Genomic DNA, 26,922 nt, shown 5'->3' with positions numbered 1-26,922 from the left:
ATGTAGCAAGTAAAATGGGTTTGGCCGCCAACACTGGATAACAAGGGGCGCGTTAAAAAGTGTTATTGGCCAATGCTGTTAACGTGTGTGCATCACGAATTCTGGGTCGAGAAACAAGATTCAGTAGCGTGCCTTGTCTTGTTGAGATTGATTATCAGTTAGATTTATATGTGTGTCAACAATTATTTGAAAATAATTCTCATTTAGATCTTTTCTGATAAAAACATGAAACTTAGACATAAAAAAAGCCCAATTAAGGGCTTTTTGACTTTTCATATCTACCGTCACCGATATGAGCAATGTAGCAAGTAAAATAAGTTCGGCCGCCAACTCAGCAAAAAACAGGGGCGTGTTAATTTGAGTTCTTGGCCTACAATGTTAGCGTGTATGCATCACGTATTCTGGGTTGAGAAACAAGATTGTGTATCGTGCTGTCATCTTGTTGAGATTGATTATTAGTTAGAATTGTAAAGGTGTCAACATTTATTTGAAAATAATTCTCATTTAGTTTTGGGCGAAGTTGTAAGTACATTTTATATACTGAGCTGTGTACTTTTCAGACTGAATCTCCTAACGTGTGGTTAACTGTTAAATAAAAATAAAAATGAACAGGTGACACTATGTTGAGTTCAATGGGTCTAGCACTTGCCCTTATTGCTTTAATTGTATTGACGCTTAGGGGGGTGAATTTATTTATTTCTGCTCCTTTGTGTGCTGTGGTTGTGGCGTTATCGAGTGGCCTACCTTTATTCCAGATCAGTGATCAAGCAAGCTTTGTATCGGGTTACATGAGTGGTTTTGCAGGCTTTGTACAAGCTTGGTTTTTGATGTTCTTACTGGGCTCTTTGTTTGGTAAGTTGATGGAAGACAGTGGCGCGGCAGATGCAGTTGCTCGTTATATAGTTAACAAGCTAGGTATGAAGTATGCGGTGTTGGCCGTTGTACTTGCTTGTGCTTTGCTCACTTATGGTGGCGTGAGTGTTTTCATTGTGGCATTTTCGGTTTATCCCATGGCACTCAGTCTATTTAAAGATGCGAACTTGCCTCGTCGTTTTATTCCTGCGGCATTGGCGTTTGGCTCTGTCACCTTCACCATGACATCGGCAGGCTCCCCTGAAATTCAAAACTGGATCCCAATTAAATACCTAGGTACGTCACCTTATGCTGCATGGCAAGAGAGTTTGGTTATTGCCATATTTATGGCGGGGCTCGGGTATGTATTACTGCAATTTATGATTAAACGTGCCATAGCAAATGGCGAGAAATTTGAGGCGCGAGATAATGACCCTGAAGCAACACGGTGTAAGTTGCCAAGCCCAATCACTGGTGTGATCCCTTTGTTGGTCGTGCTGGCACTGTCTTTTACCTTACATGAAACACTGCAGCAAAATGCCTTAATTGTGGCTTTACTCGGTGGGGTGATCAGTCTATTTATTATCAACTTTAAATACTTTATTAATATTGAAGTTGTGGTGAATCAAGCAACAACAGGCGCTTTAGTTGCAATAGGTAATACGGCAGCTGTTGTTGGCTTTGGCGCAGTGGCTAAGCTGACTCCAGCATTTCAAGATGCCGTGGTTATGATGACGCAGATCCCTGGGCATGAACTGATAGGTGCTGCGATTGCAGTGAGTGTGATTGCAGGTTTAACAGGCTCTGCATCTGGTGGACAGGCCATCGCCTTACCCTTAGTGGCGCCACATTATATGGACTTGGGTGTTGAGGCTGATGAATTGCACCGTGTAGTAGCAATAAGCTCAGGCGCCATAGACACCTTGCCACACAATGGCTATGTAGTGACAACCGTACGTGCGATTTGTGGTGAGAAGCATCAAGACGCCTACTGGCCTCTAGCCATGCTCACTGTGGTCGTGCCGTTAATTGGCTTGGCGTTGATCTTAGGATTATTTATTGTTTTTTAACTTTGCTTACAATTTAATGCTGTTAAAAGTGGCGTTTTTGGGCGCAAGATAACAGCCACTATCATGTTCAATCTAGAAGGATTACACAATGCGATGTCATGAAATTGATTATGAAATAATCGGCGAATCGATGCAGATGGTTGAAATTGAACTAGACCCGCGAGAAACCGTTATCGCGGAAGCTGGTGCAATGAACTATATGGAAAGCGGCATTGAGTTTGAAGCCAAAATGGGTGATGGTTCAGAGCCTGAACAAGGTTTTATGAGTAAGCTATTCAGTGCGGGTAAGCGGATGATCAGTGGTGAGTCGCTATTTATGACGCACTTTACAAATAGTGGGCATGGCAAAAAGCGTGTCGCATTTGCTGCGCCTTTCCCTGGTTCCATCATACCTTTGGATATGGCTGAGCTTGGCGGTTCTGTTTATTTGCAAAAAGACTCTTTTCTGTGTGCGGCTTTAGGCACCAAAGTCGACATCGCATTTCAGCGCAAACTTGGCGCGGGCTTTTTTGGCGGTGAAGGCTTCATTCTTGAGCACTTGCAAGGCGATGGTATGGCCTTTGCCCATGCAGGCGGTACGGTCATCAAAAAGCAACTTAATAATGACACATTGAAATTAGATACAGGCTGTGTGGTCGGATTCAGTGAAGGCATTGAGTTTGATATTGAGCGTGTCAGTGGTCTAAAAAGTATGTTCTTTGGCGGTGAAGGACTATTCCTAGCGACTTTGTCGGGTACTGGCACTGTGTGGATCCAAAGTTTACCTTTCTCAAGGCTGGCCGACAGAGTGATCCAACATGCACCAAGTCAAGGAGGTAGTCGTCAAGGCGAGGGCTCAGTACTTGGTTCAATTGGCGACATAATAGATGGCAATTAACCTTAGAAACCCTTTTAATTAAGCGCTTTTCGACCTCATTCGATTTAAATGTATCGAGTGAGGCGTATTTCTTTTCAAGAAAAATCACTTTTTAGCAAATTGTCTGCATTTTAGACGATATCTAGGATGATGTTCACCGAAAGAGGTGATATACTCCCGCCGAATAATTTTCTACTTTAAATAGAGTAAAACAATGGCAGATTTATCGAAATACAGAAACATTGGTATTTTCGCGCACGTTGATGCGGGTAAAACTACCACCACTGAGCGTATCCTAAAGCTTACTGGTAAAATTCACAAAACTGGTGAGGTTCACGACGGTGAGTCAACTACTGACTTCATGGAACAGGAAGCTGAGCGTGGTATTACAATCCAATCAGCAGCTGTAACTTGTGAGTGGAAAGGCCACCGTTTAAACGTTATCGATACTCCTGGACACGTTGACTTCACAGTTGAAGTATACCGTTCACTTAAAGTACTTGATGGCGGTATCGGTGTATTCTGTGGTTCTGGTGGTGTTGAGCCACAGTCAGAAACTAACTGGCGTTATGCGAACGAATCAGAAGTTGCACGTTGTATCTTCGTAAACAAACTAGACCGTATGGGTGCTGACTTCTACCGCGTAGTTGGTCAGGTTGAGAAAGTACTTGGTGCTAACCCACTAGTTATGACTCTTCCAATCGGTATCGAAGACCAGTTCACTGGTGTTGTAGACGTACTAGAGAAAAAAGCATACATCTGGGACGAGACAGGCCTTCCTGAAAACTACGAAATCACTGACGTTCCAGCTGATATGGTAGACAAAGTTGAAGAATACCATGAGATGCTAGTTGAGTCTGCGGTTGAGCAAGACGACGACCTAATGGAAGCATACATGGAAGGTGAAGAGCCTTCACTAGAGCAAATCAAAGCTTGTATCCGTAAAGGTACACGTGACCTTGCTTTCTTCCCAACTTTCTGTGGTTCTGCATTCAAAAACAAAGGTATGCAGCTAGTTCTAGACGCAGTTGTTGACTACTTACCGTCTCCAACTGAAGTTGATCCACAGCCTCTAACTGACAAAGACACAGGTGAGCCTACTGGTGAAGTAGCAACTGTTTCTGCAGAAGAGCCACTTAAAGCGCTTGCGTTCAAAATCATGGACGACCGTTTCGGTGCACTTACGTTCATCCGTATCTACTCTGGTCGCATGAAGAAAGGTGACACAGTACTTAACTCTGCAACTGGTAAAACAGAGCGTATCGGCCGTATGGTTGAGATGCAAGCAGACGAGCGTAACGAACTGACTGAAGCACAAGCGGGTGACATCATCGCGGTTGTTGGTATGAAGAACGTTCAAACAGGTCACACGCTTTGTGATCCTAAGCACGAATGTACACTAGAAGCGATGATCTTCCCTGATCCAGTAATCTCTATCGCTGTTGCACCTAAAGATAAAGGTGGTAACGAGAAGATGGGTATCGCGATCGGTAAGATGGTTGCAGAAGATCCGTCATTCCAGGTTGAGACTGACGAAGATTCAGGTGAAACTATCCTTAAAGGTATGGGTGAATTACACCTAGACATCAAGGTAGACATCCTTAAGCGTACTTACGGCGTTGAGCTAGTTGTTGGTCAGCCTCAGGTTGCTTACCGTGAAACTATCACGCAAGAAATCGAAGACAGCTACACGCACAAGAAGCAGTCTGGTGGTTCTGGTCAATTCGGTAAGATCGATTACCGCATCAAGCCAGGTGAGCCTAACTCAGGCTTCCAATTCTCTTCATCAGTTGTTGGTGGTAATGTTCCAAAAGAATTCTGGCCTGCAGTTGAGAAAGGCTTTGCATCAATGATGCAAGAAGGTGTTCTAGCGGGCTTCCCTGTACTAGACGTTGAAGTTGAGCTATTCGACGGTGCTTTCCACGCAGTTGACTCATCAGCAATCGCGTTCGAAATCGCAGCTAAAGGCGCTTTCCGTCAGTCTATCCCTAAAGCGGGTGCACAACTTCTTGAGCCAATCATGAAAGTTGACGTATTCACGCCAGAAGACAACGTAGGTGACGTAATCGGTGACCTTAACCGTCGTCGTGGTATGATCAAAGACCAAGAAGCTGGCGCAATGGGCGTTCGTATCAAGGGTGAAGTACCTCTATCTGAAATGTTCGGATACATTGGTCACCTACGTACTATTACGTCTGGTCGTGGTCAGTTCTCAATGGAATTCGCTCACTACGCACCATGTCCGCAAAACGTTGCTGACACTGTAATCGCAGCTGAGAAAGAGAAAAAAGCAGCTAAGTAATTAGCCCTTTTTATCTGATTTTAAAAACCGCTTGTTTTACAAGCGGTTTTTTTATGCCCGCAATATCTCATGCTATTTTCGTATAAAATATAGTTGAAAAAGGGACATTGGCTAAGTATTATGCCGATTCTTCAAATAGTGTAACTATTTTAGTACCAGCTTTGTGATACGTATAATGGAGTCGTGTTGTGCACACTGTGGATTTAAATTCGAATAAAATATTGCTTCTAATTAGCTTCTCATTAGGTCTGTTCTGTCTAGTGCTCGTCAATTTTGAGCTCGTGACATTTCAACTACTTAAGTGGTTGGGTTTAGTTTTGGTGTCATGTAGTGTTATTGTGGCAACGCTTCAGCAAAAAAATAAGCTGTTTGTGCACATTGATAAAGCGGGTATCAGTTATGGTATTGGCTTTACAGTGAGATATATTCACCAAGAGTCTATTGAATCAATTTCATCTCACACAAGCTTATTTGGAGATGTGCTGACGGTAAGAACTCGAGACAATAGTGTGGTCCGTTTTTACGCTTGGCAGGTCAGTGAGGCTGATTTGTCAAAAGCAGAGCGTTTACTGGCCTTATAGTTTTTATAAAAAATGCGCCCTAAGGCGCATTTTTTATGTTGTTAATACAGACTATTTACGTCGGCGACGTAAGAAAGCGAACGGTGTCGCAAGTAAGCTTAACCATGCTAAGCTACCGCTGTCGTCTTCATCAATATCAAGGACATTAACCGTCACTTCAACGGCTTCTGATTGGTTACCAGCAGCATCTTCAGCTTGTACTGTGAATGTGATTGAACTATTCGTTTCAAAATCAAGCTCACCCGCGACCATTAATTTACCTTGTTCGTCGATCTTCACAAGCTCAGTGCCTTCAATCATCAGCTTAGTTACCGCAGTGTTATCACTGAACTCTAACATACCAATCTCTGAGTCCATCTCGGCGTTTTCTTCGATTTGGAAAGTTTGATTAGCTGCAATGACTGGGCTGGTATCATCAATATCAAGGATGTTCAGCGTCACCTCAACCTTGTCAGATACATTACCCGCTGAGTCTTCTGCTTGTACTGTGAATGTGATTACGCTATTCGCTTCGTAATCTAGTTCACCTGCAACCATTAACTTACCTTGCTCGTTGATCTTTACAAGCTCAGTACCTTCAATCATAAACTTAGTAACTGGTGATAGGTCAGCATCGGCATCAGTAAATACTAATGTGCCAATTTCCTTATCCATTTCAGCATTTTCTTCGATTTGGAAGGTTTGACCTGTAGTAATGACAGGGCGAGCATCAACAGTCTTGATTTCGATAACAACCGGGTCATGATCTGACGAGCGGTATGCATGATCAGCATAGTAACTTGCTAGCTGAGTGTCAGACTTATACTCAGTGTTATAGTCAAATACCGCAGGCTCATCCGCATTAATGTGCCAATCAGTTGCGTCTGTTACTTTCTTCAGAAGGCTAGCAGATGCTACAGCATGGTCTAGGCTACCTAGGCGGCCAGAGAAAGTATAAGAGTATCCGAAGTTATCGCCGTCAACGTGGTTCATTACATTTACTAGGCCTTTGTCTGCAAATGCTTTAATAGGATCTTCCATCGCATACGCATTCATGTCACCAACAAGAATGATATCTGCATCTTCGTTGCCTGTTGGGTAAGTCATTAGCCAGTCAGCGAACTTATTCGCGCCTTCAGTACGGATTGCGTTCCAACAGCCTTGACCATCGCCTAAGTCAGCATTATCGCCTTCAGCGCTACGGCAGCTACCTTTAGATTTCAAGTGAGCGACTGCAACTGTGAACTCTTCATTCGTATCCAGTTTTCTGAAGCTCTGTGCAATTGGTGGACGGTTGCTATAATCAAATGGTGCTTCTGTGGTAAAGCTTGCCGTGCCAGCCTCTTCAACAACATCTTTACGATAAATGATCGCTGTTGTGATGTCGTCAGTACCAATCTTTTCTGCATTGAAGTTAACGAACGCATAGTCGCTGTCTGATTCTGCATTAATTGCTGCAACCAGATCATCAATTGCACTCAGCTCACCAAAACCATCGTTCTCGACTTCCATTAAACCGATAACATCAGCGTTTAATGCTGTGATAGCAGAAACAAGTTTAGCTTGTTGGCGCTGTAATTCTTCTTCGTTATCTGCACCACGAGGGGTAGGGAAGCCAGCGCCTTCACCATCACCATTGAAGTAGTTTAATACGTTAAAGCTGGCGATACGTAAATCACCCTCACCTTTTAACTCAGGAGCTTCAGTACGCTCATTACTGTTTACAAACTCAAGAGCAACGGTTGGATGAATACGATACTTATTGAAGCTGTAGCCAACAACACCGGTTACGCTATTTACAGTGTCGCCTAAACGTAAGCTGTTGTAAGCACTTAAACCATTTTGAGGGTATTTAGGATCAAGGTTTTGCTTTGTAGAGCCATCATCTAGAAGAATTTCTTTTAACTTATTTTGTGCTTCTACTGCATTAGCTGCATCACCAGGAAGAGCAACTTGCGTACCTTGATAAAGACGCTCTGTACCAAGCGCAACTTCACCATAGCGGCCTAAACCGTATGTGTTATTTACGTACAGCTGTTGGTCAATGCTAACTAGCATGCCTTCAAAGGCTTCTAAATCATCTAAAGCGGCTACAGGCAGAGTAAGTGCTGCTGCTGAGATATCAGCTGTACCACAGTTTTCTGCACGAGTGACATTGCCAATCTGTGTCGCACTGTAATACTCTTGCACAGTACCTTCTAAGCGCACAATGTCACCAACTTTTACATCTAACTCTGAGTAGTAAACAAAAATACCTTCAGAGGTCTTTACGTCTGTATCAACATCTTTTGCTAATGACTGAACAAAGAAGCCTTTTAGTTGGTCGTCAGTTTGTAGGTCAGCTGTTACGACCGCTTCAATAATAACCACCTGGTCTTTAAGTGGGCTTTCGTCAGCATTGCCTTGGATCGCATTAATCGTAGTGTATGCGTCGTTACATACTAGCGGCTTAATTGGCTCTGGCGTATCACCACCGTCACCACCATCTGTAGCACCATGGGCACCTATACCAGAGAAATCATTTTGGTCGAATTGCTCCCACTGTTCACTTGGGTTGAAAGCAGATGTTGCATCAGTGCGGCCTGAAGTGATGCTTGCTTTACGGCGCAGGGTTTTGTTGGCTGTTGTTACACCGCCCTCATCCCATGCTGAACCAGGATCAACACCCAACTGACCAAAGCTATCAACAATTGTACCGTCTTTAGTAAGTACTAATGCATCATCACCGTTGAAAAAAGTGATGGTTGATTCTGTATTGGCTTTTGCTTTTAATTCATCAACTGCTCTGCTATTTACAATAACGTAGGTTGCGTTTGCCGCGAGTGTGCCGGTTAAAGCTAAGGTGTTATTAGGTGAAGCTAGATCACCGTTACCATTTGAATAAAGAGAGATGCTGTAGCCATCTAGTGAGAGTTCAGCACCAGAAGTGTTGTATAACTCTACAGCTTTATTGCTTGAACTGCCTTCTACATATTCAGAGATAATAAGATTTGCTTGCGCAGGAGCTGTTGCGGCAGCCACTAATAGAGCAAGGGGTTTTAAGCTTGTTTTAATCATTTTGTTCCCGTGTATATTTTGATTATTAGCTAAATGGGGACATTAGCCTACGCGGGGTATGTTACATAAAAATGACAGAATGTTAATCTTTGAGGTAAATAAAGAGCGAAAACTCTATGCTTTCACTCTTTATTAATTGTGGTTTTTATTGCTCTTTTAGCCAGATGGCTGCTTGCTTAGCGAAGTAAGTCAGAATGCCATCAGCACCGGCACGCTTAAAGGCCAGCAACGATTCCATAATGCATGGCTTTTCAGCAAGCCAGCCGTTATCAATCGCAGCTTTATGCATGGCGTATTCACCACTTACCTGATAAGCGAAAGTTGGTACACCAAACTCGTCTTTTACGCGACGTACCACATCTAAGTAAGGCATGCCTGGTTTAACCATCACCATGTCGGCACCTTCTTGCAGGTCTAGTGCAACTTCACGAATGGCTTCGTCTGAATTAGCTGGATCCATTTGGTAGTTCTTTTTATCAGCGCCTTTTAAGTTACCTGCAGAGCCGACTGCATCACGGAACGGACCATAGTAGCTTGACGCGTACTTTGCTGAATACGCCATGATGCGTGTATGGATGTGACCTTCAGCTTCAAGCGCTTCACGAATGGCACCGATGCGGCCATCCATCATATCTGAAGGTGCAACCACATCGGCACCCGCTTCAGCATGTGACAGTGCTTGTTTTACTAAAATCTCTGTGGTGATGTCGTTCATCACATAGCCCGTTTCATCAATGATACCGTCTTGACCATGTGTCGTGAATGGGTCAAGTGCCACATCGGTGATCACGCCAAGGCTTGGGCACTCCGCTTTTAAGGCGCGTACTGTTCGCTGTGCTAATCCTTCAGGGTTATAGGCTTCTTCCGCATGAAGTGATTTCTTATCAGCAGGTGTTACTGGGAAGATAGCAATTGCAGGCACACCTAGCTCTACCAACTCTTTTGCTTCTTCTACGAGCAAGTCGATAGATAACCTTTCAATGCCAGGCATAGATTCAATGGCCTCACGGCGGTTTTTCCCTTCAAGTACAAAAACTGGATAAATCAGGTCATTCACGGTTAACTGATTTTCACTCATCAGGCGACGAGAGAAGTCATCACGACGCATGCGGCGCATACGAGTATAAGGAAATAAATCTAATCCTGATTGAGCCATTTTATTCTCCTAAGGCTGATAGATTCTAACTTGGTTACGGCCTTGCTTTTTAGCTTCATAGAGGGCTTTGTCAGCAAAGTCGGTATAAAGATGTGGTGATTTAGGGTCGATAGCAACGGCACTATAAACGCCAGCGCTGAGCGTCAGATTGACGATTGCTTTATCGAGTTTTAATTGGAATTCGTCAACGGTACTGCGGATCTGCTCGGCAATTTGTTGTGCACCTACAAGCTCAGTGTTCGGTAGTAACATGACAAATTCTTCACCACCATAACGAAAGACTCCATCTGAAGGGCGTTGTAAGCGTGATTTGATGATATCTGCAACGGCGCAAATGGCTTTATCGCCACTTAAGTGGCCATAGGTATCGTTAATATTCTTGAAGTGATCTATGTCTAACATCACTACGCTTAATGTACTTTGTTCGCGCCTTGAGCGCCTTACTTCCATTTGTAGGCGTTTATCGAAATAACGACGATTTTTAATTTTAGTGAGAGGGTCTTCGATGTTGATCTGTTCAAGCTCACGGTTCTTATCTTCAAGCTCTCGCAAAGTGACCTGTAATTCGAACGTGCGTTCATCAACGAGTGCTTCTAAGTCAGCTTGTGTTTGTTCTTGTAGTTTAAGTTTCTCATTAAGCAGAACATCTTGGGCTTGGCTATGGGCCAATTTAGCTTGTTGGGCTTCGACCTCAAGGTCTCGTTCAGAAATAAACTGTCTTACCAGGGCAAAACTAAGAATTAAGCTCACAATGAAGTAGCAAAAATAGCTGACAGGGGTACTCAATTGGGGCCCTGAAAGAAAGCCTAATTCAAAACTGACTTGATGCGCTAGTGCAAATAGCATGAAAGCAAACATGCTAATAAAACAAGGTGTATGCTGTTTGTAAACCACCCATTGACTGATAAATACCAGCATAAGCGCTGTAATCACAACAAAGCTAAGGATATAACTTGATGCCAAAGCAACATCAATTGGCAATAGACCCAGAGCAAGTGTGAGTATTGCAATCACAATATACGCATATCGCTTAGGTGACGAAAGCAATGCTTCAAAGTTTGGCACCTTGATGTAGGGTTTTAATAAAGGAATTAATGCGCTACTCGACAGCAGGATCAGTAAGGGTTGTGCGTATTGTTGCAGCCACAGCCAGTTGCCATACAGATAGCGATAGCTAAAGCCGTAGAGGTGAATATTGAGTAGCCAAAGTAAACTCACAAATGCAGTTGCGTAAAAAAAGTAAGCTTTTTTGGTAAATGAGAACAGCGCCAAATGCATTAGTGCTAGGGCGATAATAAAGCCGGCAAAAATACCGTAAATTAGATTGAATTTGCTTTTGTACTTTATATATTCAATGGGGTGCCACAGGCTTAAAGGTACATTGATAGCACCTGAGTGTTCTATGTTTAGGTACAAAATAACATGCTGTTGTGCGATTAGTTTGACTGGTACTAGCTGCGCCTCGTGTTTTATTGGCCTTTTTACAAGCGGTTGTGCATCGCCTAAGGCGAGAGTGATAATCGAGTTGTCTTGTGTGGCAATATAGGCGGTGACTTTATCGAGCAAGATATTATCGACACTTAATAACAAGTCGATATCATTATCAGAGATATTCTTGAGAGAGACTTTAAGCCATAGCGGTTTTGTGACTTTGCCTAAGTTAAGAGCCTCTGTTGCTTCATCTGTCCAGTTAACGTTTTTCTCAATAAGTTGTTTGAGGTTATTACTGTCATCTAATGTATAAGCGTATGGCAGTTGCTTTTGATAACGGAAGTCGTTGCCAACTTCTAATGCCGTGCTAAAAAATGAGCTGAAGAATAATAAAAATGATAGCAAGATACGCATATTACTTGTCCCTATCAGACAAAAATAAACGTTGAAAGTTATTGCGTGTGACCTCTGAAATATGCTCGATTGATTGCCCTCTAAGTTCAGCTGCCACCTTCGCTATTTCTTGCAAAAAAGCAGGTTCGTTACGGCGGGATTTTGGCTTAGGCTTTAAGCTACGAGGTAGCAGGTAAGGCGCATCGGTCTCGAGTAAAAGTCTGTCATCTGGGATTAAAGGCAATAGTTTTTGCAATTGTTCGCCACGGCGCTCATCACATAACCAACCAGTAATACCAATCATTAAACCGTAGTCTAAATAGTACTCTAGCGCGTTTTGTTCTCCGGTAAAGCAATGTAGCACGCCCTTGACGGAAGTGCGCTCTAACTGCGCACGCATACTATCAAAGGCATCTCTTTCATGAAGATATACAGGCATATCAAGGTGCTGAGCGAGCAGTAGATGTTGCTCTAAAACTGCATTTTGGCTATCGCGAGGAGAAAAGTCACGATTAAAATCAAGACCGCACTCTCCAATTGCAACCACTTCATGATGTTCGGCCAAGGCGCGGATCTTCGCCACAAAATCTGCGGGTGCATCTTTCGCATCATGAGGGTGGATCCCCGCCGTACTCACAAAACCATGCTGTTTGGCAAGCGACAAGCTTTCATGACTAGATTGAAGACAGCAACCAATTAACAACATATTGTCTATGCCGGCCTCACCAGCACGTACAAGCATCTGGGCTCTGTCTTTATCGAACTGACTGCTGGTTAAATTGATACCTGCATCGATGAAACGATTATGCATTACTGAATACGTTTAACTTGTATGAGGCGGTTGGTATTTGCTTTTTTCATTCTGAAAGAATCAAAAACACCGCGGATGATAATGACTTCATCGCCCTCTTTAGCCGTAAATCGGTCTGAACCCTTTTGCTTCCATATTTGGTCATTGCTCAAAGTGAAAGTACGTTGTCCTCTCGGGTTCTTTGTTATTTTTACAACCGTAGAGCGGATCTCATCTAGCTTTTTAGCCGCGGCTTGTTTGCTTTTCTCTAGCCCAAATTCATTGGCTTTGTCCTGCGGTTTTTCAACCACTTTTGGTGCTTTGGCTGGAGTATTCTCTTTGGCTTTCGTTACTGGCTGAGAAATTTTCTTGCCGGCGATGACTTTGTCATAACACATTAAGCGCTTTAAATCGTTTTCTACTAGGCTGCACGCCTCTAGGGCTTGCACATTAATCTGAGAGGCATAACCAGACGCAGAGAGTAACAAAATCGTTGTCATTAGTATTTTTTTCATAGCTCTTCTTCCTGTTGTTCAGTTGTTTTTTTTGTATAAAAAGCCGCTAATATAAGACCTAACTCAAATAACAATAGCATAGGTAATGCGAGTAAAGTTTGCGATAGAACATCTGGCGGTGTTAAAAACATCGCAACAACAAAAGCACCGACAGCAATATAAGGACGCTTTTCTCGCAAGCTTTGTGTTGTTGTTGCACCACTCCAGCATAACAACATGATAGCTACAGGGATCTCAAATGCGACACCAAAGGCAAAAAATAACTTTAAGATAAAGCTTAAGTAGCTACTGATATCAGGAGAAAGCGTCATCATCTCAGGGCCGACACTTGTAAAGAACCCCAGGATGATTGGCATGACAACGAAATAACAAAAAGCAATACCTGAGTAAAACAGCACAATACTCGACACCAAAATGGGGATCAGCATGCGCTTTTCATGTTGGTAAAGACCGGGGGCGATAAAACTCCACACCTGATGCAAAATGAAAGGGATGGCAGCAAACAAGGATATAAACAAGGTTAACTTAAACGGCGCGAAGAAAGGGGCTGTCACATCAGTTGCAATCATGGTGCTGTTTTCAGGCAGGCTCTGTACAAGCGGATCAGCGACAAAAGCATATATGTCGTTAGCAAAGTAAACTAAGGCAATAAATATCAATAAAATACTGAGTAACGCTTTCATTAAGCGATTACGCAACTCAATTAAATGGCCAATAAACCCGCTTTGAAGCGATTCGGACATAGTGGGTGCTCGTTATTTCTGATTATCGTTTTTCTGTTCAACGGGGGTGTGTTGAACGGGTTGTTTATAGCTGTGTTGCACTGACTCTGCGGCCTTTTTAAGCTCTTCAACTGACTCTTTTAGTGCTGGTGCTAAATCTTCCATATTTTGTTGCTCAGCCTTTTTAAGGTTATTGTGCAACTCATGAATTCGCAGCTCTTCATTGACTTCAGCTTTAACAGAGTTAGCCACTGATTTAATGGTTTTAATCCAGCGGCTGACAGTTCTAATTGCGACGGGCAGGCGTTCAGGGCCCAACACAACGAGGCCGACGATTAAGACGACCACTAATTCCCACATACCCATAAGGGTTAAACCTTATCTTTTTGCTTTTCTTCAGCTGCTTGGGTTTGCTGTTGGCTGTTGTCTTTAAGTTGCTCAGGTTTGCTGTTTTGGTCTTCATCAGAAACGGCTTTTTTAAAGCCTTTTACTGCATTACCTAAATCGCCACCAATGCCGCGTAGTTTTTTAGTACCAAACAAAAGCACAATGATCGCTAAAACAATCAGAAGTTGCCAAATACTAATTCCACCTACACCCATAATGACTCCGTATGAAAGATTAAATAAAAGTTGATTATACGCTCAGTGAGCAAAATATCACCCTGTTTTACGCCACGCCGCCAGAAACGCGCCGATTGATGCAATTAAGGTAATGGTGCTCAAGGTTGTCTGTGTTGCTAAAAAGCTGAGACCAGACACAATTAACAAGCTAGAAGCCAGCATTCCCAATAAAATAGGCTTTTGAGAGTTTACTACAGGCTGCACGGTATGCTGCTTCTTTTGTTTCAGATTTTGATAGATTAAATCTGGTAGTTCAGGCATCTTTTCTGCCCAAAATGGCAAGTTAGCATACATTTGTTTCAATACTGAGACAGGGCCCACTTGTTCTTTGACCCAATTTTCTAAGAAAGGTTTCGCCGTTTGCCAAAGATCGAGCTGTGGATAGAGTTGTCGACCTAACCCTTCAACATACAATAAGGTTTTTTGTAACAATACCAATTGGGGCTGTACTTCCATGTTAAAACGGCGTGCCGTGTTAAACAGATTAACCAACACATGGCCAAATGAAATCTCAGCAAGCGGTTTATTGAAAATGGGCTCGCACACCGTACGAATGGCAAACTCAAACTCCTCAACGCAAGTATCGGCGGGCACCCAGCCCGAATCAACATGTAACTGCGCAACTTGGCGATAGTCGCGGTTAAAGAAGGCAATAAAGTTTTCTGCTAAATAGCGCTTATCTTCTTTATTTAGGGTGCCGACGATGCCGCAGTCGATGCCAATATATTTTGGGTTTTCAGGATATTCACGAGAGACAAAGATATTACCAGGGTGCATATCGGCATGGAAAAAACTGTCTCTGAATACTTGGGTGAAAAAGACTTCAACGCCACGTTCAGCGAGTAACTTTAAATTGGTATTTTGAGCTTCAAGGGCGTCAATATCTGATACAGGAATGCCGTATATGCGTTCCATTACCAGTACATTTTTGCGTGAGTAATCGCTGAATACCTCAGGAATATATAGTGCGTCAGAGTCTAAGAAGTTGCGTCTTAGTTGCAGGGCATTTGCCCCTTCACGTTGCAGGTCGAGTTCATCTAATAAAGTTTTACGATACTCTTTCACTACTTCAACGGGACGAAGACGGCGTGATTCACCAATAAACTTGACGATGACTTTGGCAACTTGCCCCATTAAAGATAAGTCGGCATGAATTTGTTTTTCGATATCAGGGCGAATGACTTTTATGACGACATCCTGAGTACCTGACTCAAGTTCTAGGGTTGCAGTGTGTACTTGGGCAATTGACGCAGACGCCAACGGGGTTTGCTCAAAATTAGCAAAAAGTTCATCGATGCTATTAATCTCTAACGCTTGTTCAATGAGTTCTTGTGCCTTGTGACCTTCAAACGGCTCTACTTTGTCTTGCAGTAGGGCTAGTTCGCGAGCGATATCATCAGGCAGCAAGTCACGACGTGTAGACAGCATTTGCCCAAACTTGATCCAAACTGGGCCAAGAGACTGTAGGGCTAGGCGAAGGCGATACCCCAGAGGTTTATCTTTATGCTGATTTTGCAGCCAAAATAAGCTATTTCTGGCGGCTTTTGCAAACCAAGGGAATTTGTCTTTCGGTATGAGATCGTCAAGGCCGTATTGCAGAAGGGTTTTTGTAATATGATACAAACGCGATGCAGACAAAATAGCTCCCTTAGCGATTTAAAAGTTGTTCAATACGTTGTTCGAGTTGCGCAGCATGTTGTTTAATAGCGCGTGTATGTTGTTTAAACTGTTGCAATTCTAATGGGTGAATCGCAACTTTCAGCTCATCTTGCATAAGTTGCGTGAAAGTGCCGGCAAAGGTTGTGGCACTGTGACTTAAACACGCTTTGGTTTGTTGGCCTTTTTCGACGATGAGTTGTGCTGGGGCATCTCCGATGTAAGCGGACAGATGTTCAGCCCAATCAATGTCTAACTTGGCAAAAGCGCCGCTATATGCCTGTGCTAAATGCAAGTCACCTTCTAAATCCAGTTTGTCCTGACGAATAAGTTGTGTCATGACACTGGGATCTTTGAGCTCAGGTAAGGTCTCTAAGTGTGCACTGATCTTACACTCAGCTTGCTCTTGGTAGTTGTTGAACAGCATAAACTGTCTACCAGTGAAAGTGAGCGCATAGGTCGTATGCCAGTCCCTAATCTCGACGGCCAAGGTTTGATGCTTAACCTGATCAAGCGCTAGTTTTAAGCTGGGCTCTTTGTCTAAAAGCAGATTAAGCGCATTTTCAATGGCTGCGCAGGCAAGCGTCGTCAGCATAGTCGATCCTAGTACTTAAAGCCTCGGTGCAATGCGACGATGCCACCTGTCATATTTTGATACGTTGCTTGTTCGAAGCCCGCGTTTTCCATCATGCCTTTAAGTGTTTCTTGATCTGGGTGCATACGAATAGATTCCGCAAGGTAGCGGTAAGATTCGCTGTCATTGGCAACCAATTTGCCCATGTTTGGCAAAATATTGAAAGAATAGAAATCATATAGCTTTGAAAGTGCTTCGTTATCTGTTTTAGAAAATTCTAATACCAGTAAACGACCACCCGGCTTAAGAATGCGGTACATAGAGCGAAGCGCGGCGTCTTTATCTGTAACGTTACGTAAACCAAATGCAATGGTGATCACATCAACACTGTTATCAGGGAATGGCAGCGCCTCGGCATTCATTTGCACATATTCAATGTTGCTCACTAAGCCTAAATCGCGCAGTTTGTCACGGCCCACTTTAAGCATAGAGTCGTTAATGTCACCTAAGATAACTTGACCTGTGTCACCAACCAACTGGCTGAATTTTGCCGTTAAGTCACCGGTACCGCCTGCTAGGTCTAAAACACGATGGCCTTTACGAACACCTGCACTGGCAATGGCTTGGCGTTTCCAAAGGCGGTGAATACCAAACGACATAAGATCGTTCATGATGTCATATTTGGCCGCAACGGAATGGAATACATCGGCAACCATAGAGGCTTTTGCTTCGCGGTCAACGGTTTTATAACCAAAATCAGTGGTATTGTGTTGCGACTCTTTCATCTTTGCTTCTCTAATTGTTTGGCATTGAATTTCAAGCCATAGTGTACTTGATTGCGGCTAAGAGGTGCAATTTATAACAGATGAATTTGCGCTTGTTTCTGTAAATTTAGGCTTTGTTTGTTACAGGGCAATAAAGGCGGATTGTTGAAGAGAATGTGCCTTATGTGCTGCATGTGTTGCCTTACGCGCTAGGGCATTGAAGTTCTCTTCGTCGTTGCGTTTGGCAATGCCGAAAGATAAGTCTACTTTTGGTAGGTTTTTGTCACTTTTTGAGCTGACAAACTTAAGCTTTTCTACACCGACGCGGATCTTTTCAGCGATGATATTCGCGGTTTCCGGTTCAATGTCCGACATCAACACTACGAACTCATCTTTTGCAGTGCGACCTGGTAAACCACTTTCAAACACATACTTTTGGATCTTTTTCGCCACACGGTTTAACACGACTTCACTAACTAGGTCACCAAAGTCTTCAGAAAACTCATGCAGGTTATTGATCTGAATGGAGATAGCACACAGAGGTTTATCTTGTGTGATCCACAGTTGCGCTTGTTGATTTAAGTAATGACGTTTATACAAACCCGTTTGCACATCAATCAGTTGTTCTTTTCGAAGCTTAGTGAGTTGCTGTCTAGCTTCACGATGCATTAAGCGGGTTTTCTGAAGTATTTCTTTGAACTTTTTATGCTGCTGAAGAATAACATCAGTATGCTTGGCCAACTGACTCAATGCATGTTTGGTCTTTGCGATATTATGTTCATCTAAACTGTTGACGCAAACGCTTACTTGCTCTGCAAAATTGGTAATACTACGCTGAGATTGTTGTGCTGAATTAGCAAGGTTTGTTACCACACTATCGACGTTTTTCAGCATGTTTGCTTCAATGTCATGGTTGCGGTTCAGATGTTCAAAGTATAGCTGTTCGATAAAGATGCTATCAATGTTGTGACCCTGCCTGATGGCATAGTCTAAGGTTTGATTGAGTTCGTTATGAGACTTGCTAATGTAAGTGTAAGCGACTTGGTAATTGAGCGGAGTTGGAGGTAAATGATGCTGCTCTAAGAACACGCAGACCTTAGTCATTTTCTCTTGAGCTACTACCATTGGATCATGAAACATGATGTTACTACCGCATACTAAATCAAACAAAATATTAGCAACCTCCCTATGAAACACTGTGATCCATCACAACTGTCCCAGACTACTTTTTTTCTGGTTTTTTGCAAAGGAAAAAATGCGTCAAAGCAGCAAATATAAAGATAAGAGGGATTTTTTGATTGAAATGCGAGCAAAAAGTATGAGTTTCCAACTTGGGAGCAAAGAGAGGACCGAGCTTGCTGTTTGTTTAAGCTGGTCGCAATTTATTGCATCAGTGCTTTTAGAGCCTATAAGGTAGTGATAAATCAGTTACAGGATAAAAAAGTGAAAAATGTTCGACCAACTCGCTTGTTAAGTGCCTGTGTCCTTTCGGTCACTTTAGCACTATCGGGCTGCCAACTTACTAGTCAGTCTTTAGACACTCAGTTCACGCGACTAACTCAGCAAATAGAAACTTATCGCGGCGAAATTAGCCCTTATTCTCGCCAAGATTTAAATGCGGAGTATTTATTGCCAAACTTATCAGCGACCGCGTTGGCAGAGCAAAATAAACAACGAGTCAACTTTTTAGCGCAGTTAGACCGCATTGATGTGTCGCGATTAAGTAGTGAAAACCAAATTAACCACACCATTATTCGTGCACAGGTGCAGAATAAGGTCGACGAATACCAATTTAACGCACATTACATACCGTTGACTTCTGAGTATGGCTTTCATTCAAGTCTCTCATTTATGGTTCGAGGGCATGACTTCAGTAAGAAGGCTGGCTTTGATTTATATCTAAAACGTCTTTCACAAGTCCCTCGATTTTTTCAGCAAAATATTGCTTGGATGAAAGAAGGGATAAAAGTGGGCTTAACTCAGCCACAGGCCGTGCTTGTTGGCTATGAAGAGTCGATTTCTGCTTATATTCCAGAAAATATCGAAGAATCTGAGTTTTTTGCACCATTTAAAGCAAATACTGCGAAATTAAATAATGCTGAATGGCAGGCTTTGCAGGCACAGGCGAAACAAGTCTTGTCAGAGTCGGTTATTCCTGCGTACCAGAACTACTTCACATTCTTCACAGCGGAGTATCGTTTAGCAGCGCGTGAAGAGATTGGTATTAGCAGTACACCGAATGGCAAAGCCTTCTATGCTAATCGCGCTAAGCATTACACCACTACGGATATGACCCCAGAGGCAATCCATGAGCTAGGTTTGCAAGAGGTCGCCAGAATCCGTGCGGAAATGGAGCAAATTATCAAGCAAGTAGGCTTTGAAGGTAGCTTCGCTGAGTTTGTGCACTTCTTACGTACCGATCCGCAATTTTACGCCACAACGCCAGAGCAGCTGTTAAAAGAAGCCTCTTTCATTGCTAAAAAAATGGATGCACAACTGCCTAAGTTGTTCCACACATTGCCACGTCGTCCATACGGTGTTGCCCCAGTACCAGCGAGCATTGCGCCTAAATACACAACGGGCCGTTATTCAGGTGCACGTAAAGACGATGAAGCAGGCTTTTATTGGGTAAATACTTATGCACTTGATAAGCGCCCACTATATGTTTTAGAAGCGTTAACACTGCATGAAGCAGTACCAGGCCATCACTTACAAATCGCTTTAAACGCAGAGCTAGACTACTTACCAAGTTACCGCCGTAATGCCTATATTTCAGCATTTGGTGAGGGTTGGGGCTTATATTCTGAATATTTAGGTCTAGAAGCGGGCTTTTACCAAGACCCATACAGCAACTTTGGTCGTTTAACTTACGAAATGTGGCGTGCAGCGCGCTTAGTGGTTGATACCGGTATGCACATGTTTGGTTGGAGCCGAGATAGAGCAATGAAGTTTATGCAAGATAATACGGCTTTATCGTTACATAACGTAAAAACCGAGACTGATCGCTATATTTCATGGCCAGGACAGGCATTGTCGTACAAAATTGGTGAGTTGACGATTAAGCGTCTGCGCAAAGAAGCTGAAACACGTTTAGGTGATAAGTTTGATATTCGTGAGTTCCACCACCAGATTTTACGCCACGGTTCAGTACCTCTGTTTGTGTTAGAAGAGCAAGTAAATCAATATATAAACGATATATTGGCGCAATCTTAATTATCCACCTGAAAATGAAGGCCCTATATTTCTACTAGGGCCTTTTAAATGATGACTTTGTTGTCGCTCAGCATAGAGTACTTGCCTTAGGAGCTAGTTAGTCCAAAATCTAGCAATACACAGCTATTTAATCTTTTCTAACACCACTAAATTTGAGCTTAATCACTCACTTTCACATTCAGCCTGTATGAAGTTTGCTGATGGTTAAGAATAAGTGGAATAGTTCACTGCGAAAAAAATGAAATTAATAATGACATGTTTGTTTACAATTTAAAGACAAAAGCTTTAGTGTTAGAATGATATTTTTAAAAAGGAACAAATATCAAATGAAAATAATAATGTATGGGACATTGATATTATTGATGTCATTTGGACAGGCAATAGCAGCAAAGCAGATACCAATAGAAGCATTTAGCGCTGGTGAACAATATTCGCGAGTGCAAATCTCCCCAACAGGAAAATATCTTAGTTTCACCTCTGAGGTAGAGGGTCGCAACAACTTAATTGTTTTAAACCTTAAAGAAAATAAAATTGAAAATATTGTAAGGTTCTCGGGCAATTCTGAAGTCGGTTCCTATCATTGGGTTAATGCAGAACGTTTAGTGATGCGAAAGCTATATGTAAAGGGGTGGACAGATCACCCAGTGTATATGGGTGAGCTATTTGGAATAGATGCCGATGGCTCAGGAGGAAGGTATTTAATTGGTTACCAAGGTGAGATGCAAACAGGTTCACGTTTGAGAAAAGCAACTCCAGTCTATGGCACCTCATATGTACTAGATCCACTTATCGATGATGATAAACATATGTTGGTTTATACTATTCCATGGAGTGCAAGCAAAGAACCTACAACTATCGTTTATAAAGTTAATGTTGAAACTGGCGTTCGTAAGAGGATTACGCGCTCACCTTCAAGAATGGCTGCTTTCTTAACTGATAATCAAGGCCAAGTTCGGGTTTCATTATCGACAGATAACTATATTCATCAAACCATTCATATCAGAAATAAAAACAATGAAGAATGGAGAGAGTTTGAGCTTAATGCAAACCTAACGGATATTAATCTTCATGCATTTGATGGCACAGGTAAGAAAGTCTATATCACGGCATCAGAGTCTGGTGAAGCAGAGGGTATCTTTGAGTTAGATTTTGAATCTGGAAAAGTGAAGAAAATCTTACAAGATAAAGTAGTTTCACCAAAGCAGTTGTGGGTTGATAATATCAACCATGAGCTATTTGCCGTTGAGCTTGAGCCAGGCTATCCAACTTACGCCTTTGTTGATAATACAGCAAAAATGAGCAAGCGTTTAAAAAGTTTAATAAAGTCTTTACCGGGTAATCAGATTCAATTGGTTAGCACAACTGTTGATGAGAAGATATCTGTTGTTTTTGCGCATAGTGATATTAACCCTGGTTCTTACTACCTTTATCATGCAGATAAAGGCCAATTACAATTCTTGTTTAATACAATGGAAGGTATCGACTACAGCTTGATGGCAGAAACTAAGCCTGTTTCATTTAAAGCGAGAGACGGCCTTGAAATTCATGGTTATCTTACTTTGCCTTTCAATAAAGAAGCTAAAAACTTGCCATTAGTCGTCATGCCTCACGGTGGTCCACATGGTCCTAGAGATTGGTGGGGGTTTGACCCAGATGCACAATTGCTTGCTAATCGCGGTATTGCAGTCTTAAAAGTGAACTTTAGGGGCTCAGGTGGGTATGGTCGTGCATTTGAACATGCAGGTCACCAAAAGTGGGGGTCAGCAATTCAGCATGACATCATAGATGCGACTAAGTATGTGATTGAACAAGGCTACGCAGATCCTAAAAATATGTGCATCATGGGCGCCAGTTTTGGTGGCTACTCAGCACTACAAAGTTCGATTATTGAGCCAGATATGTTTAAGTGCGCGATTGGTGTCGTAGGTGTTTATGATCTGCCATTGATGTTTGAAGAAGGTGATGTAGCAGAGCGCAACTCCGGTCAAAGGTACTTAACACAAGTATTGGGTACAGATGAAGCAAAGCTTAAAGCTTATTCGCCTTCTTATAATATCGACAAATTAAAAGCGCCAGTGCTTATTGTACATGGTGGTGATGACGAGCGAGCACCGATTGAACAAGCTGAATCTTTGGTTGATGCTTTAAAGAAAGCGAAGCATCCTTATGAATACATGTTATTAGAAAATGAAGGACATGGTTTTTATAAGCCGGAGCATAGAGCCGATTACTACAAGCGTGTATTAGCGTTTCTTGATGAGCACTTAGTGCTTTAATTTCGAATTAGTAAAACACATAAAAAGGCCCGAGTTAATCGGGCTTTTTTATTGCTGCAATGCTGGCTATTACTTTTCGAACGCACGCTTCATAAAGTTAGGCGTTGCTAATGCGCCTTTGTGAATACCGACATTGTAATATTCAGTATCGAAAGTTGCAGTTTCTACATCTTGCTCACGGAAACCAGCGAACTGTTCAACTTTACGAGCCATAGTTGCCGACCATAAACCGCTTGGATAGATTGGCTGTGGGAAAGGCAGGGTTTGTAAGTCTGCAAAACCCACATCTTTCATTGCATCGCGCATTTCTAAAAGCAGTGGCATATGCATCAGTGGAGATTCACTTTGTTGGATCATGATACCGCCTGGGCGTAGTGCATTTAGACAGCTTGTATAGAAAGCGTGGTTAAATAAACCTTCACCTGGACCTACTGGATCTGTGCCATCAACAATGATCACATCAATTGATTCTGGCGTTGCTTCGCGCATGTACTTGATGCCATCATCAAACATCACAGTTGCACGCGGGTCGTTGTTTGACTCACATAATTCAGGGAAGTATTTTAATGACATTTGTGTCACTACTTCGTCTATGTCGATTTGCTTTACTGTTTCAACACTAGGGTGTTTTAGTACTTCACGTAATGTACCGCAGTCACCACCACCAATGATCACGACATTTTTAGGTGCAGGGTGTGAGAATAGAGCAGGGTGGCTCATCATCTCGTGATAAAAGAAGTTTTCACGAGTACTTACCATAGTACAACCATCGATAATCATCAGGTTGCCAAAGTCAGTTGTTTCAAACATCTCAACTTTTTGGAAAGGAGACTGAATTTCATCAAGCTTTTTATTGATGCGTAAAGAGAACGCACTGCCATCGCGATCACTGATCTCGGTAAACCAACGGTTTGCTTCTAAATTCGACATAAGAATTAAATCACACTGTAAATTGTTAACGGCGCATTTTGCCAGCGCCTGAGTTTATGCTCAATCATTATTTAATGGATGTTGGGGCAGTTTTTTATACTTCAATATTCCCCGGTGCTTTCCACTTAAACCTGTGCTGTTTTACACAGAGCTACAATTAAAATCATTTAATTGTAATACGTGGTAGCGTAAAAAATAGATTGTTAATTTATAGCTTAGCTGTAACTGAGCAAAATGAGTAAAAATACAGTCGCAAATGCTTAAACTGCATATTAAAATGCATGTTTTGCTAGTTTGTTTAAGAGGTCGAGATGACTTGGGGTTTAGATACCGCGCGAGCAACATATAACGTAGCCCATTGGAGCGATGGTTACTTTGATATCAACAAGCAAGGTGAGCTGGTTGCGTTTCCTGATAAATGCCAAAGTAAGGCACCGATCTCTTTCACAAAGTTAACTGAAGAATTTAAAGCACAAGGTTTAACTTTACCTGTGCTGGTTCGTTTCACCGATATTCTGCAAGACAGAGTCGATACTATGACCAATGCGTTTGCAAAAGCGTGCGAGCATAAAGGGTATCAGGGCGACTACACGTGCGTTTATCCAATAAAAGTAAATCAGCAGTGCTCAGTCGTAAGTAAGCTGCTTGCTCATCCAAGTGGTAAAGTGGGCTTGGAGGCTGGTTCTAAGCCAGAGCTGATGGCTATTTTAGGCTTGGCAAAGCAACCGATTAAAATCGTGTGTAACGGCTATAAAGACAGTGAGTTCTTGCGTTTGGCATGTATTGGTCAAGCGCTGGGCCATCACGTAAATATCGTAGTCGAAAAGCTTTCTGAACTAACCACTCTATTGAAAGAAATCGAAGACTTAGGCATTGAGCCTGCGATTGGTATTCGCATTCGCCTCAACTCGGTGGGTAAAGGTAAGTGGCAAAATACCGGTGGTGAGAAAGGCAAATTCGGTCTTACTGCAGGTCAAGTGCTTGAAGCGGTTGAGATGCTAAAAGCTGCGGGCAAGCTGCATTTAATGCAGTTGGTGCACTTTCACATCGGCTCGCAAATCGCCAATATCCGTGATATTCAACGTGCGCTGATTGAATGTGCCCGTCACTTTGCAGAGCTCTCTAAAATAGGCGTGCCACTTTGCACTGTTGATGTAGGCGGTGGTTTAGGTGTTGATTATGAGGGCTCTGGCTCACGTAGTGCTTGCTCGATGAACTACACGGTTGAAGAGTATGCGAAAAACGTGGTGTCTGCGTTTGCGGATGTATGTGAGCAGCATAGTTTAACTCAACCTGCAATTATCACAGAGTCGGGCCGCGCACTCACTGCGCATCACGCGGTGTTGATCACTGATGTGATTGATGTTGAAACAGCCCCTAATCAGGTCGAAGTAAGTCAACCTGATACCGACGCACACACTATTTTACAAGAGCTATATGGCGTATATCAGCAAGTGTCGCCGCGCATGGCACTTGAAAGCTACCACGATGCGATGCATTTATTCAGCGAAGCGCATGGTCAGTATGTGCATGGCTTAGTAAGCATGCTGCAGTGGGCACAAATTGAGCAGCTCTACTTTACGATTCTGCATAAAGTGCGAAGTGCGCTAGACAGCAAATCGCGTGCACACCGAGAAGTGCTAGATGACTTAAATGAAAAGCTGGCCGATAAGTTATTTGTTAACTTCTCTTTATTTCAATCACTGCCGGATGTGTGGGGTATTCAGCAGTTATTCCCTGTGATGCCAATTGAGAACTTACATACACCATTGACTCAACGTGCGATCATTCAAGATATTACCTGTGATTCTGACGGTCAGATCAGAGAATATGTTGAAGGGACCGGCATCGAGGCGAGTTTGCCAATTCCGCAATACAATACCGGCGACCAATATCATATTGCGATGTTTATGGTCGGCGCATATCAAGAGATCTTAGGTGACTTACATAATTTATTTGGTGATACCGACTCAGTACATGTTGAAATGACTGAAAGCGGTTATCAGTTAACCAATGCCATTAAGGGTGATAGCGTCACTGATGTATTGAAGTTTGTGCATTATGAGCCGAGTTCGCTTGCAGATAACTTCCAGCAATTAGTGTCTGCATTAACCATTCCTGAGTCGCAAAAACAGCAATATTTAGCTGAGCTACAAGCGGGTCTAGAAGGTTATACCTACTTCGAAGACTAGTGCGAGTTTTAGCCTCCACTTTTGTGTTTGCGTAAAAAACGGTATTATTCATACGCTATATGGCGATATAAGGTGTATCGCCGTACTTATGTTGTGGTAAAGGAAGTCATTCATGTCGTTTTTTCGCAGTATCTTTAGTCTTATTTTTTATTGTTTAAACACATTATTTTGGTTTGTTCCTATCTTCATCTTCGGGTTGATAAAACTCGTTCCTTTCAAGCCACTACAAACTTTATTTGGTGTATTAGCTAAAAGCTGTGCCAGTAATTGGGTGGCGACCAACAGCTTAATTCAAAATATTTTTTCACCATACAAGATTGAATTAACCGGGCTAGATGCCTTACAGCGCAAAGATTGGTACTTAGTTATTGCGAATCACCAAAGTTGGGTAGATATTTTAGTATTGCAACGTGTGCTGCATAACCGAATTCCTTTTTTAAACTTCTTTTTAAAAAAAGAACTCCTCTATGTGCCTTTCTTAGGTTTAGCTTGGTGGGCGCTGGATTTTCCGTTTATGAAGCGCAGCAGTAAAAGTCAGCTAAAGAAGAATCCCAAGCTTAAAGGCAAAGACATAGAGACTACGCGCAAAGCCTGTGAAAAATTTAAAACTATGCCAGTGAGCATAGTGAACTTCGTTGAAGGCACGCGTTTTACACCAGACAAACATACTCTTCAGAAAAGTCCGTTTAAGCACTTACTTAAGCCTAAAGCTGGCGGTATCGCGTTTGTAATGCAAGCTATGGGTGAGCAAATCAATCAAATCGTGAATGTCACCATTCATTATCCTGATGGCATTCCAACTTTTATGGATTTCGCCTCGGGCAAAATGAAGCGTGTGCAAGTTCATGTTGAAACGCAAAGCGTAGACGACAAACTGATCGGTGACTACGGTGGTGATAATCAGTTTAGAGTGCAGTTTCAAGCAAAGCTTAATACGCTTTGGGAGCAAAAAGACGCTCAATTAGAAAAGCTGAAATAGGCTTTGGAGAT

Annotated in this window: 21 protein-coding genes; 8 read left to right on the top strand and 13 right to left on the bottom strand. The window is 42.5% G+C overall.

What is annotated here, in order from left to right; genetic code table 11:
* Positions 1-620 precede the first annotated feature (620 nt).
* From ABMY35_RS02450 to ABMY35_RS02435, 4 genes are all read left to right on the top strand, one after another.
* Complete coding sequence (locus tag ABMY35_RS02450) at positions 621-1,922, top strand: GntP family permease (RefSeq protein ID WP_349284862.1); 1,302 nt, start codon at positions 621-623, stop codon at positions 1,920-1,922.
* Between the two features lie 88 nt (positions 1,923-2,010).
* A complete protein-coding gene (locus tag ABMY35_RS02445) occupies positions 2,011-2,799 on the top strand; it encodes a TIGR00266 family protein (protein ID WP_349284861.1) in 789 nt (262 codons plus the stop codon).
* 193 nt (positions 2,800-2,992) lie between these two features.
* Positions 2,993-5,080, top strand: coding sequence for an elongation factor G (gene fusA / locus ABMY35_RS02440; RefSeq protein ID WP_349284860.1), 2,088 nt, complete (start codon positions 2,993-2,995; stop codon positions 5,078-5,080).
* A gap of 188 nt (positions 5,081-5,268) precedes the next feature.
* A complete protein-coding gene (locus tag ABMY35_RS02435; RefSeq protein WP_349284859.1) occupies positions 5,269-5,661 on the top strand; it encodes a hypothetical protein in 393 nt (130 codons plus the stop codon).
* A gap of 51 nt (positions 5,662-5,712) precedes the next feature.
* On the opposite strand, the gene ABMY35_RS02430 is transcribed toward ABMY35_RS02435, so the two are convergent.
* The 12 genes from ABMY35_RS02430 to ABMY35_RS02375 form a co-directional block, all read right to left on the bottom strand.
* Complete coding sequence (locus ABMY35_RS02430) at positions 5,713-8,697, bottom strand: ExeM/NucH family extracellular endonuclease (protein ID WP_349284858.1); 2,985 nt, start codon at positions 8,695-8,697, stop codon at positions 5,713-5,715.
* Between the two features lie 145 nt (positions 8,698-8,842).
* Positions 8,843-9,853: a porphobilinogen synthase gene (gene hemB / locus ABMY35_RS02425; RefSeq protein ID WP_349284857.1), complete on the bottom strand. Its 1,011-nt coding sequence runs from the start codon at positions 9,851-9,853 to the stop codon at positions 8,843-8,845.
* A gap of 9 nt (positions 9,854-9,862) precedes the next feature.
* Entirely contained in the window at positions 9,863-11,698 is a 1,836-nt protein-coding gene (locus tag ABMY35_RS02420) for a diguanylate cyclase (RefSeq protein ID WP_349284856.1), read from the bottom strand.
* A gap of 1 nt (position 11,699) precedes the next feature.
* On the bottom strand, positions 11,700-12,488 hold the full coding sequence (locus ABMY35_RS02415) for a TatD family hydrolase (RefSeq protein ID WP_349284855.1): 789 nt from the start codon (positions 12,486-12,488) through the stop codon (positions 11,700-11,702).
* Positions 12,488-12,982 (bottom strand): hypothetical protein, encoded by a 495-nt coding sequence (locus ABMY35_RS02410; RefSeq protein WP_349284854.1) that lies wholly within the window; start codon positions 12,980-12,982, stop codon positions 12,488-12,490. The genes ABMY35_RS02415 and ABMY35_RS02410 overlap by 1 nt, the downstream gene beginning before the upstream one ends.
* Positions 12,979-13,725, bottom strand: coding sequence for a twin-arginine translocase subunit TatC (gene tatC / locus ABMY35_RS02405; RefSeq protein ID WP_138477699.1), 747 nt, complete (start codon positions 13,723-13,725; stop codon positions 12,979-12,981). Before tatC ends, ABMY35_RS02410 begins: the two co-directional genes overlap by 4 nt.
* Positions 13,726-13,737: 12 nt before the next feature.
* Entirely contained in the window at positions 13,738-14,070 is a 333-nt protein-coding gene (tatB, locus tag ABMY35_RS02400) for a Sec-independent protein translocase protein TatB (RefSeq protein ID WP_349284853.1), read from the bottom strand.
* A 5-nt stretch (positions 14,071-14,075) separates the two neighbouring features.
* Positions 14,076-14,306, bottom strand: coding sequence for a Sec-independent protein translocase subunit TatA (gene tatA / locus ABMY35_RS02395; RefSeq protein ID WP_138477702.1), 231 nt, complete (start codon positions 14,304-14,306; stop codon positions 14,076-14,078).
* Between the two features lie 57 nt (positions 14,307-14,363).
* Positions 14,364-15,965 (bottom strand): ubiquinone biosynthesis regulatory protein kinase UbiB, encoded by a 1,602-nt coding sequence (gene ubiB, locus ABMY35_RS02390; RefSeq protein ID WP_349284852.1) that lies wholly within the window; start codon positions 15,963-15,965, stop codon positions 14,364-14,366.
* A 10-nt stretch (positions 15,966-15,975) separates the two neighbouring features.
* Positions 15,976-16,578, bottom strand: a complete 603-nt coding sequence (locus tag ABMY35_RS02385; RefSeq protein ID WP_349284851.1) for an SCP2 sterol-binding domain-containing protein — start codon at positions 16,576-16,578, stop codon at positions 15,976-15,978.
* 8 nt (positions 16,579-16,586) lie between these two features.
* The gene (gene ubiE, locus ABMY35_RS02380; RefSeq protein ID WP_349284850.1) at positions 16,587-17,342 is read right to left on the bottom strand and encodes a bifunctional demethylmenaquinone methyltransferase/2-methoxy-6-polyprenyl-1,4-benzoquinol methylase UbiE; all 756 of its coding nucleotides are present in this window, start codon (positions 17,340-17,342) and stop codon (positions 16,587-16,589) included.
* A gap of 120 nt (positions 17,343-17,462) precedes the next feature.
* Entirely contained in the window at positions 17,463-18,446 is a 984-nt protein-coding gene (locus tag ABMY35_RS02375) for a GGDEF domain-containing protein (RefSeq protein ID WP_349285012.1), read from the bottom strand.
* A gap of 318 nt (positions 18,447-18,764) precedes the next feature.
* Here ABMY35_RS02375 and ABMY35_RS02370 point away from each other — a divergent pair, with 318 nt between their 5' ends.
* The gene (locus ABMY35_RS02370) at positions 18,765-20,534 is read left to right on the top strand and encodes a DUF885 domain-containing protein (RefSeq protein WP_349284849.1); all 1,770 of its coding nucleotides are present in this window, start codon (positions 18,765-18,767) and stop codon (positions 20,532-20,534) included.
* Positions 20,535-20,860: 326 nt separating this feature from the next.
* Positions 20,861-22,810: a S9 family peptidase gene (locus ABMY35_RS02365; protein ID WP_349284848.1), complete on the top strand. Its 1,950-nt coding sequence runs from the start codon at positions 20,861-20,863 to the stop codon at positions 22,808-22,810.
* 69 nt (positions 22,811-22,879) lie between these two features.
* On the opposite strand, the gene speE is transcribed toward ABMY35_RS02365, so the two are convergent.
* Complete coding sequence (gene speE, locus ABMY35_RS02360) at positions 22,880-23,740, bottom strand: polyamine aminopropyltransferase (RefSeq protein ID WP_349284847.1); 861 nt, start codon at positions 23,738-23,740, stop codon at positions 22,880-22,882.
* A gap of 311 nt (positions 23,741-24,051) precedes the next feature.
* On the opposite strand from speE, the gene speA reads away from it, so the two are divergent.
* Together speA and ABMY35_RS02350 are read left to right on the top strand one after the other, a co-directional pair.
* Positions 24,052-25,932, top strand: a complete 1,881-nt coding sequence (speA, locus tag ABMY35_RS02355) for a biosynthetic arginine decarboxylase (protein WP_349284846.1) — start codon at positions 24,052-24,054, stop codon at positions 25,930-25,932.
* Positions 25,933-26,044: 112 nt separating this feature from the next.
* Positions 26,045-26,911 carry an acyltransferase gene (locus tag ABMY35_RS02350; RefSeq protein ID WP_349284845.1) on the top strand — a complete coding sequence of 289 codons (867 nt, stop codon included), beginning with the start codon at positions 26,045-26,047 and terminating at the stop codon, positions 26,909-26,911.
* The last annotated feature ends 11 nt before the right edge of the window (positions 26,912-26,922 follow it).

Source organism: Pseudoalteromonas sp. BZB3 (assembly GCF_040104455.1).
Classification (GTDB): domain Bacteria; phylum Pseudomonadota; class Gammaproteobacteria; order Enterobacterales; family Alteromonadaceae; genus Pseudoalteromonas.
The sequence above is the reverse complement of the archived record's forward strand: the minus strand, read 5'-3'. Positions and strand labels throughout refer to the sequence as shown.

Coding starts and splice junctions, on each gene's coding strand:
- ABMY35_RS02450 (WP_349284862.1), top strand. CDS start 621: ATGTTGAGTTCAATGGGTCTAGCACTTGCCCTTATTGCTTTAATTGTA.
- ABMY35_RS02445 (WP_349284861.1), top strand. CDS start 2,011: ATGCGATGTCATGAAATTGATTATGAAATAATCGGCGAATCGATGCAG.
- fusA (WP_349284860.1), top strand. CDS start 2,993: ATGGCAGATTTATCGAAATACAGAAACATTGGTATTTTCGCGCACGTT.
- ABMY35_RS02430 (WP_349284858.1), bottom strand. CDS start 8,697: ATGATTAAAACAAGCTTAAAACCCCTTGCTCTATTAGTGGCTGCCGCA.
- hemB (WP_349284857.1), bottom strand. CDS start 9,853: ATGGCTCAATCAGGATTAGATTTATTTCCTTATACTCGTATGCGCCGC.
- ABMY35_RS02420 (WP_349284856.1), bottom strand. CDS start 11,698: ATGCGTATCTTGCTATCATTTTTATTATTCTTCAGCTCATTTTTTAGC.
- ABMY35_RS02415 (WP_349284855.1), bottom strand. CDS start 12,488: ATGCATAATCGTTTCATCGATGCAGGTATCAATTTAACCAGCAGTCAG.
- ABMY35_RS02410 (WP_349284854.1), bottom strand. CDS start 12,982: ATGAAAAAAATACTAATGACAACGATTTTGTTACTCTCTGCGTCTGGT.
- tatC (WP_138477699.1), bottom strand. CDS start 13,725: ATGTCCGAATCGCTTCAAAGCGGGTTTATTGGCCATTTAATTGAGTTG.
- tatB (WP_349284853.1), bottom strand. CDS start 14,070: ATGGGTATGTGGGAATTAGTGGTCGTCTTAATCGTCGGCCTCGTTGTG.
- tatA (WP_138477702.1), bottom strand. CDS start 14,306: ATGGGTGTAGGTGGAATTAGTATTTGGCAACTTCTGATTGTTTTAGCG.
- ABMY35_RS02385 (WP_349284851.1), bottom strand. CDS start 16,578: ATGCTGACGACGCTTGCCTGCGCAGCCATTGAAAATGCGCTTAATCTG.
- ubiE (WP_349284850.1), bottom strand. CDS start 17,342: ATGAAAGAGTCGCAACACAATACCACTGATTTTGGTTATAAAACCGTT.
- ABMY35_RS02375 (WP_349285012.1), bottom strand. CDS start 18,446: ATGGTAGTAGCTCAAGAGAAAATGACTAAGGTCTGCGTGTTCTTAGAG.
- ABMY35_RS02365 (WP_349284848.1), top strand. CDS start 20,861: ATGAAAATAATAATGTATGGGACATTGATATTATTGATGTCATTTGGA.
- speE (WP_349284847.1), bottom strand. CDS start 23,740: ATGTCGAATTTAGAAGCAAACCGTTGGTTTACCGAGATCAGTGATCGC.
- speA (WP_349284846.1), top strand. CDS start 24,052: ATGACTTGGGGTTTAGATACCGCGCGAGCAACATATAACGTAGCCCAT.
- ABMY35_RS02350 (WP_349284845.1), top strand. CDS start 26,045: ATGTCGTTTTTTCGCAGTATCTTTAGTCTTATTTTTTATTGTTTAAAC.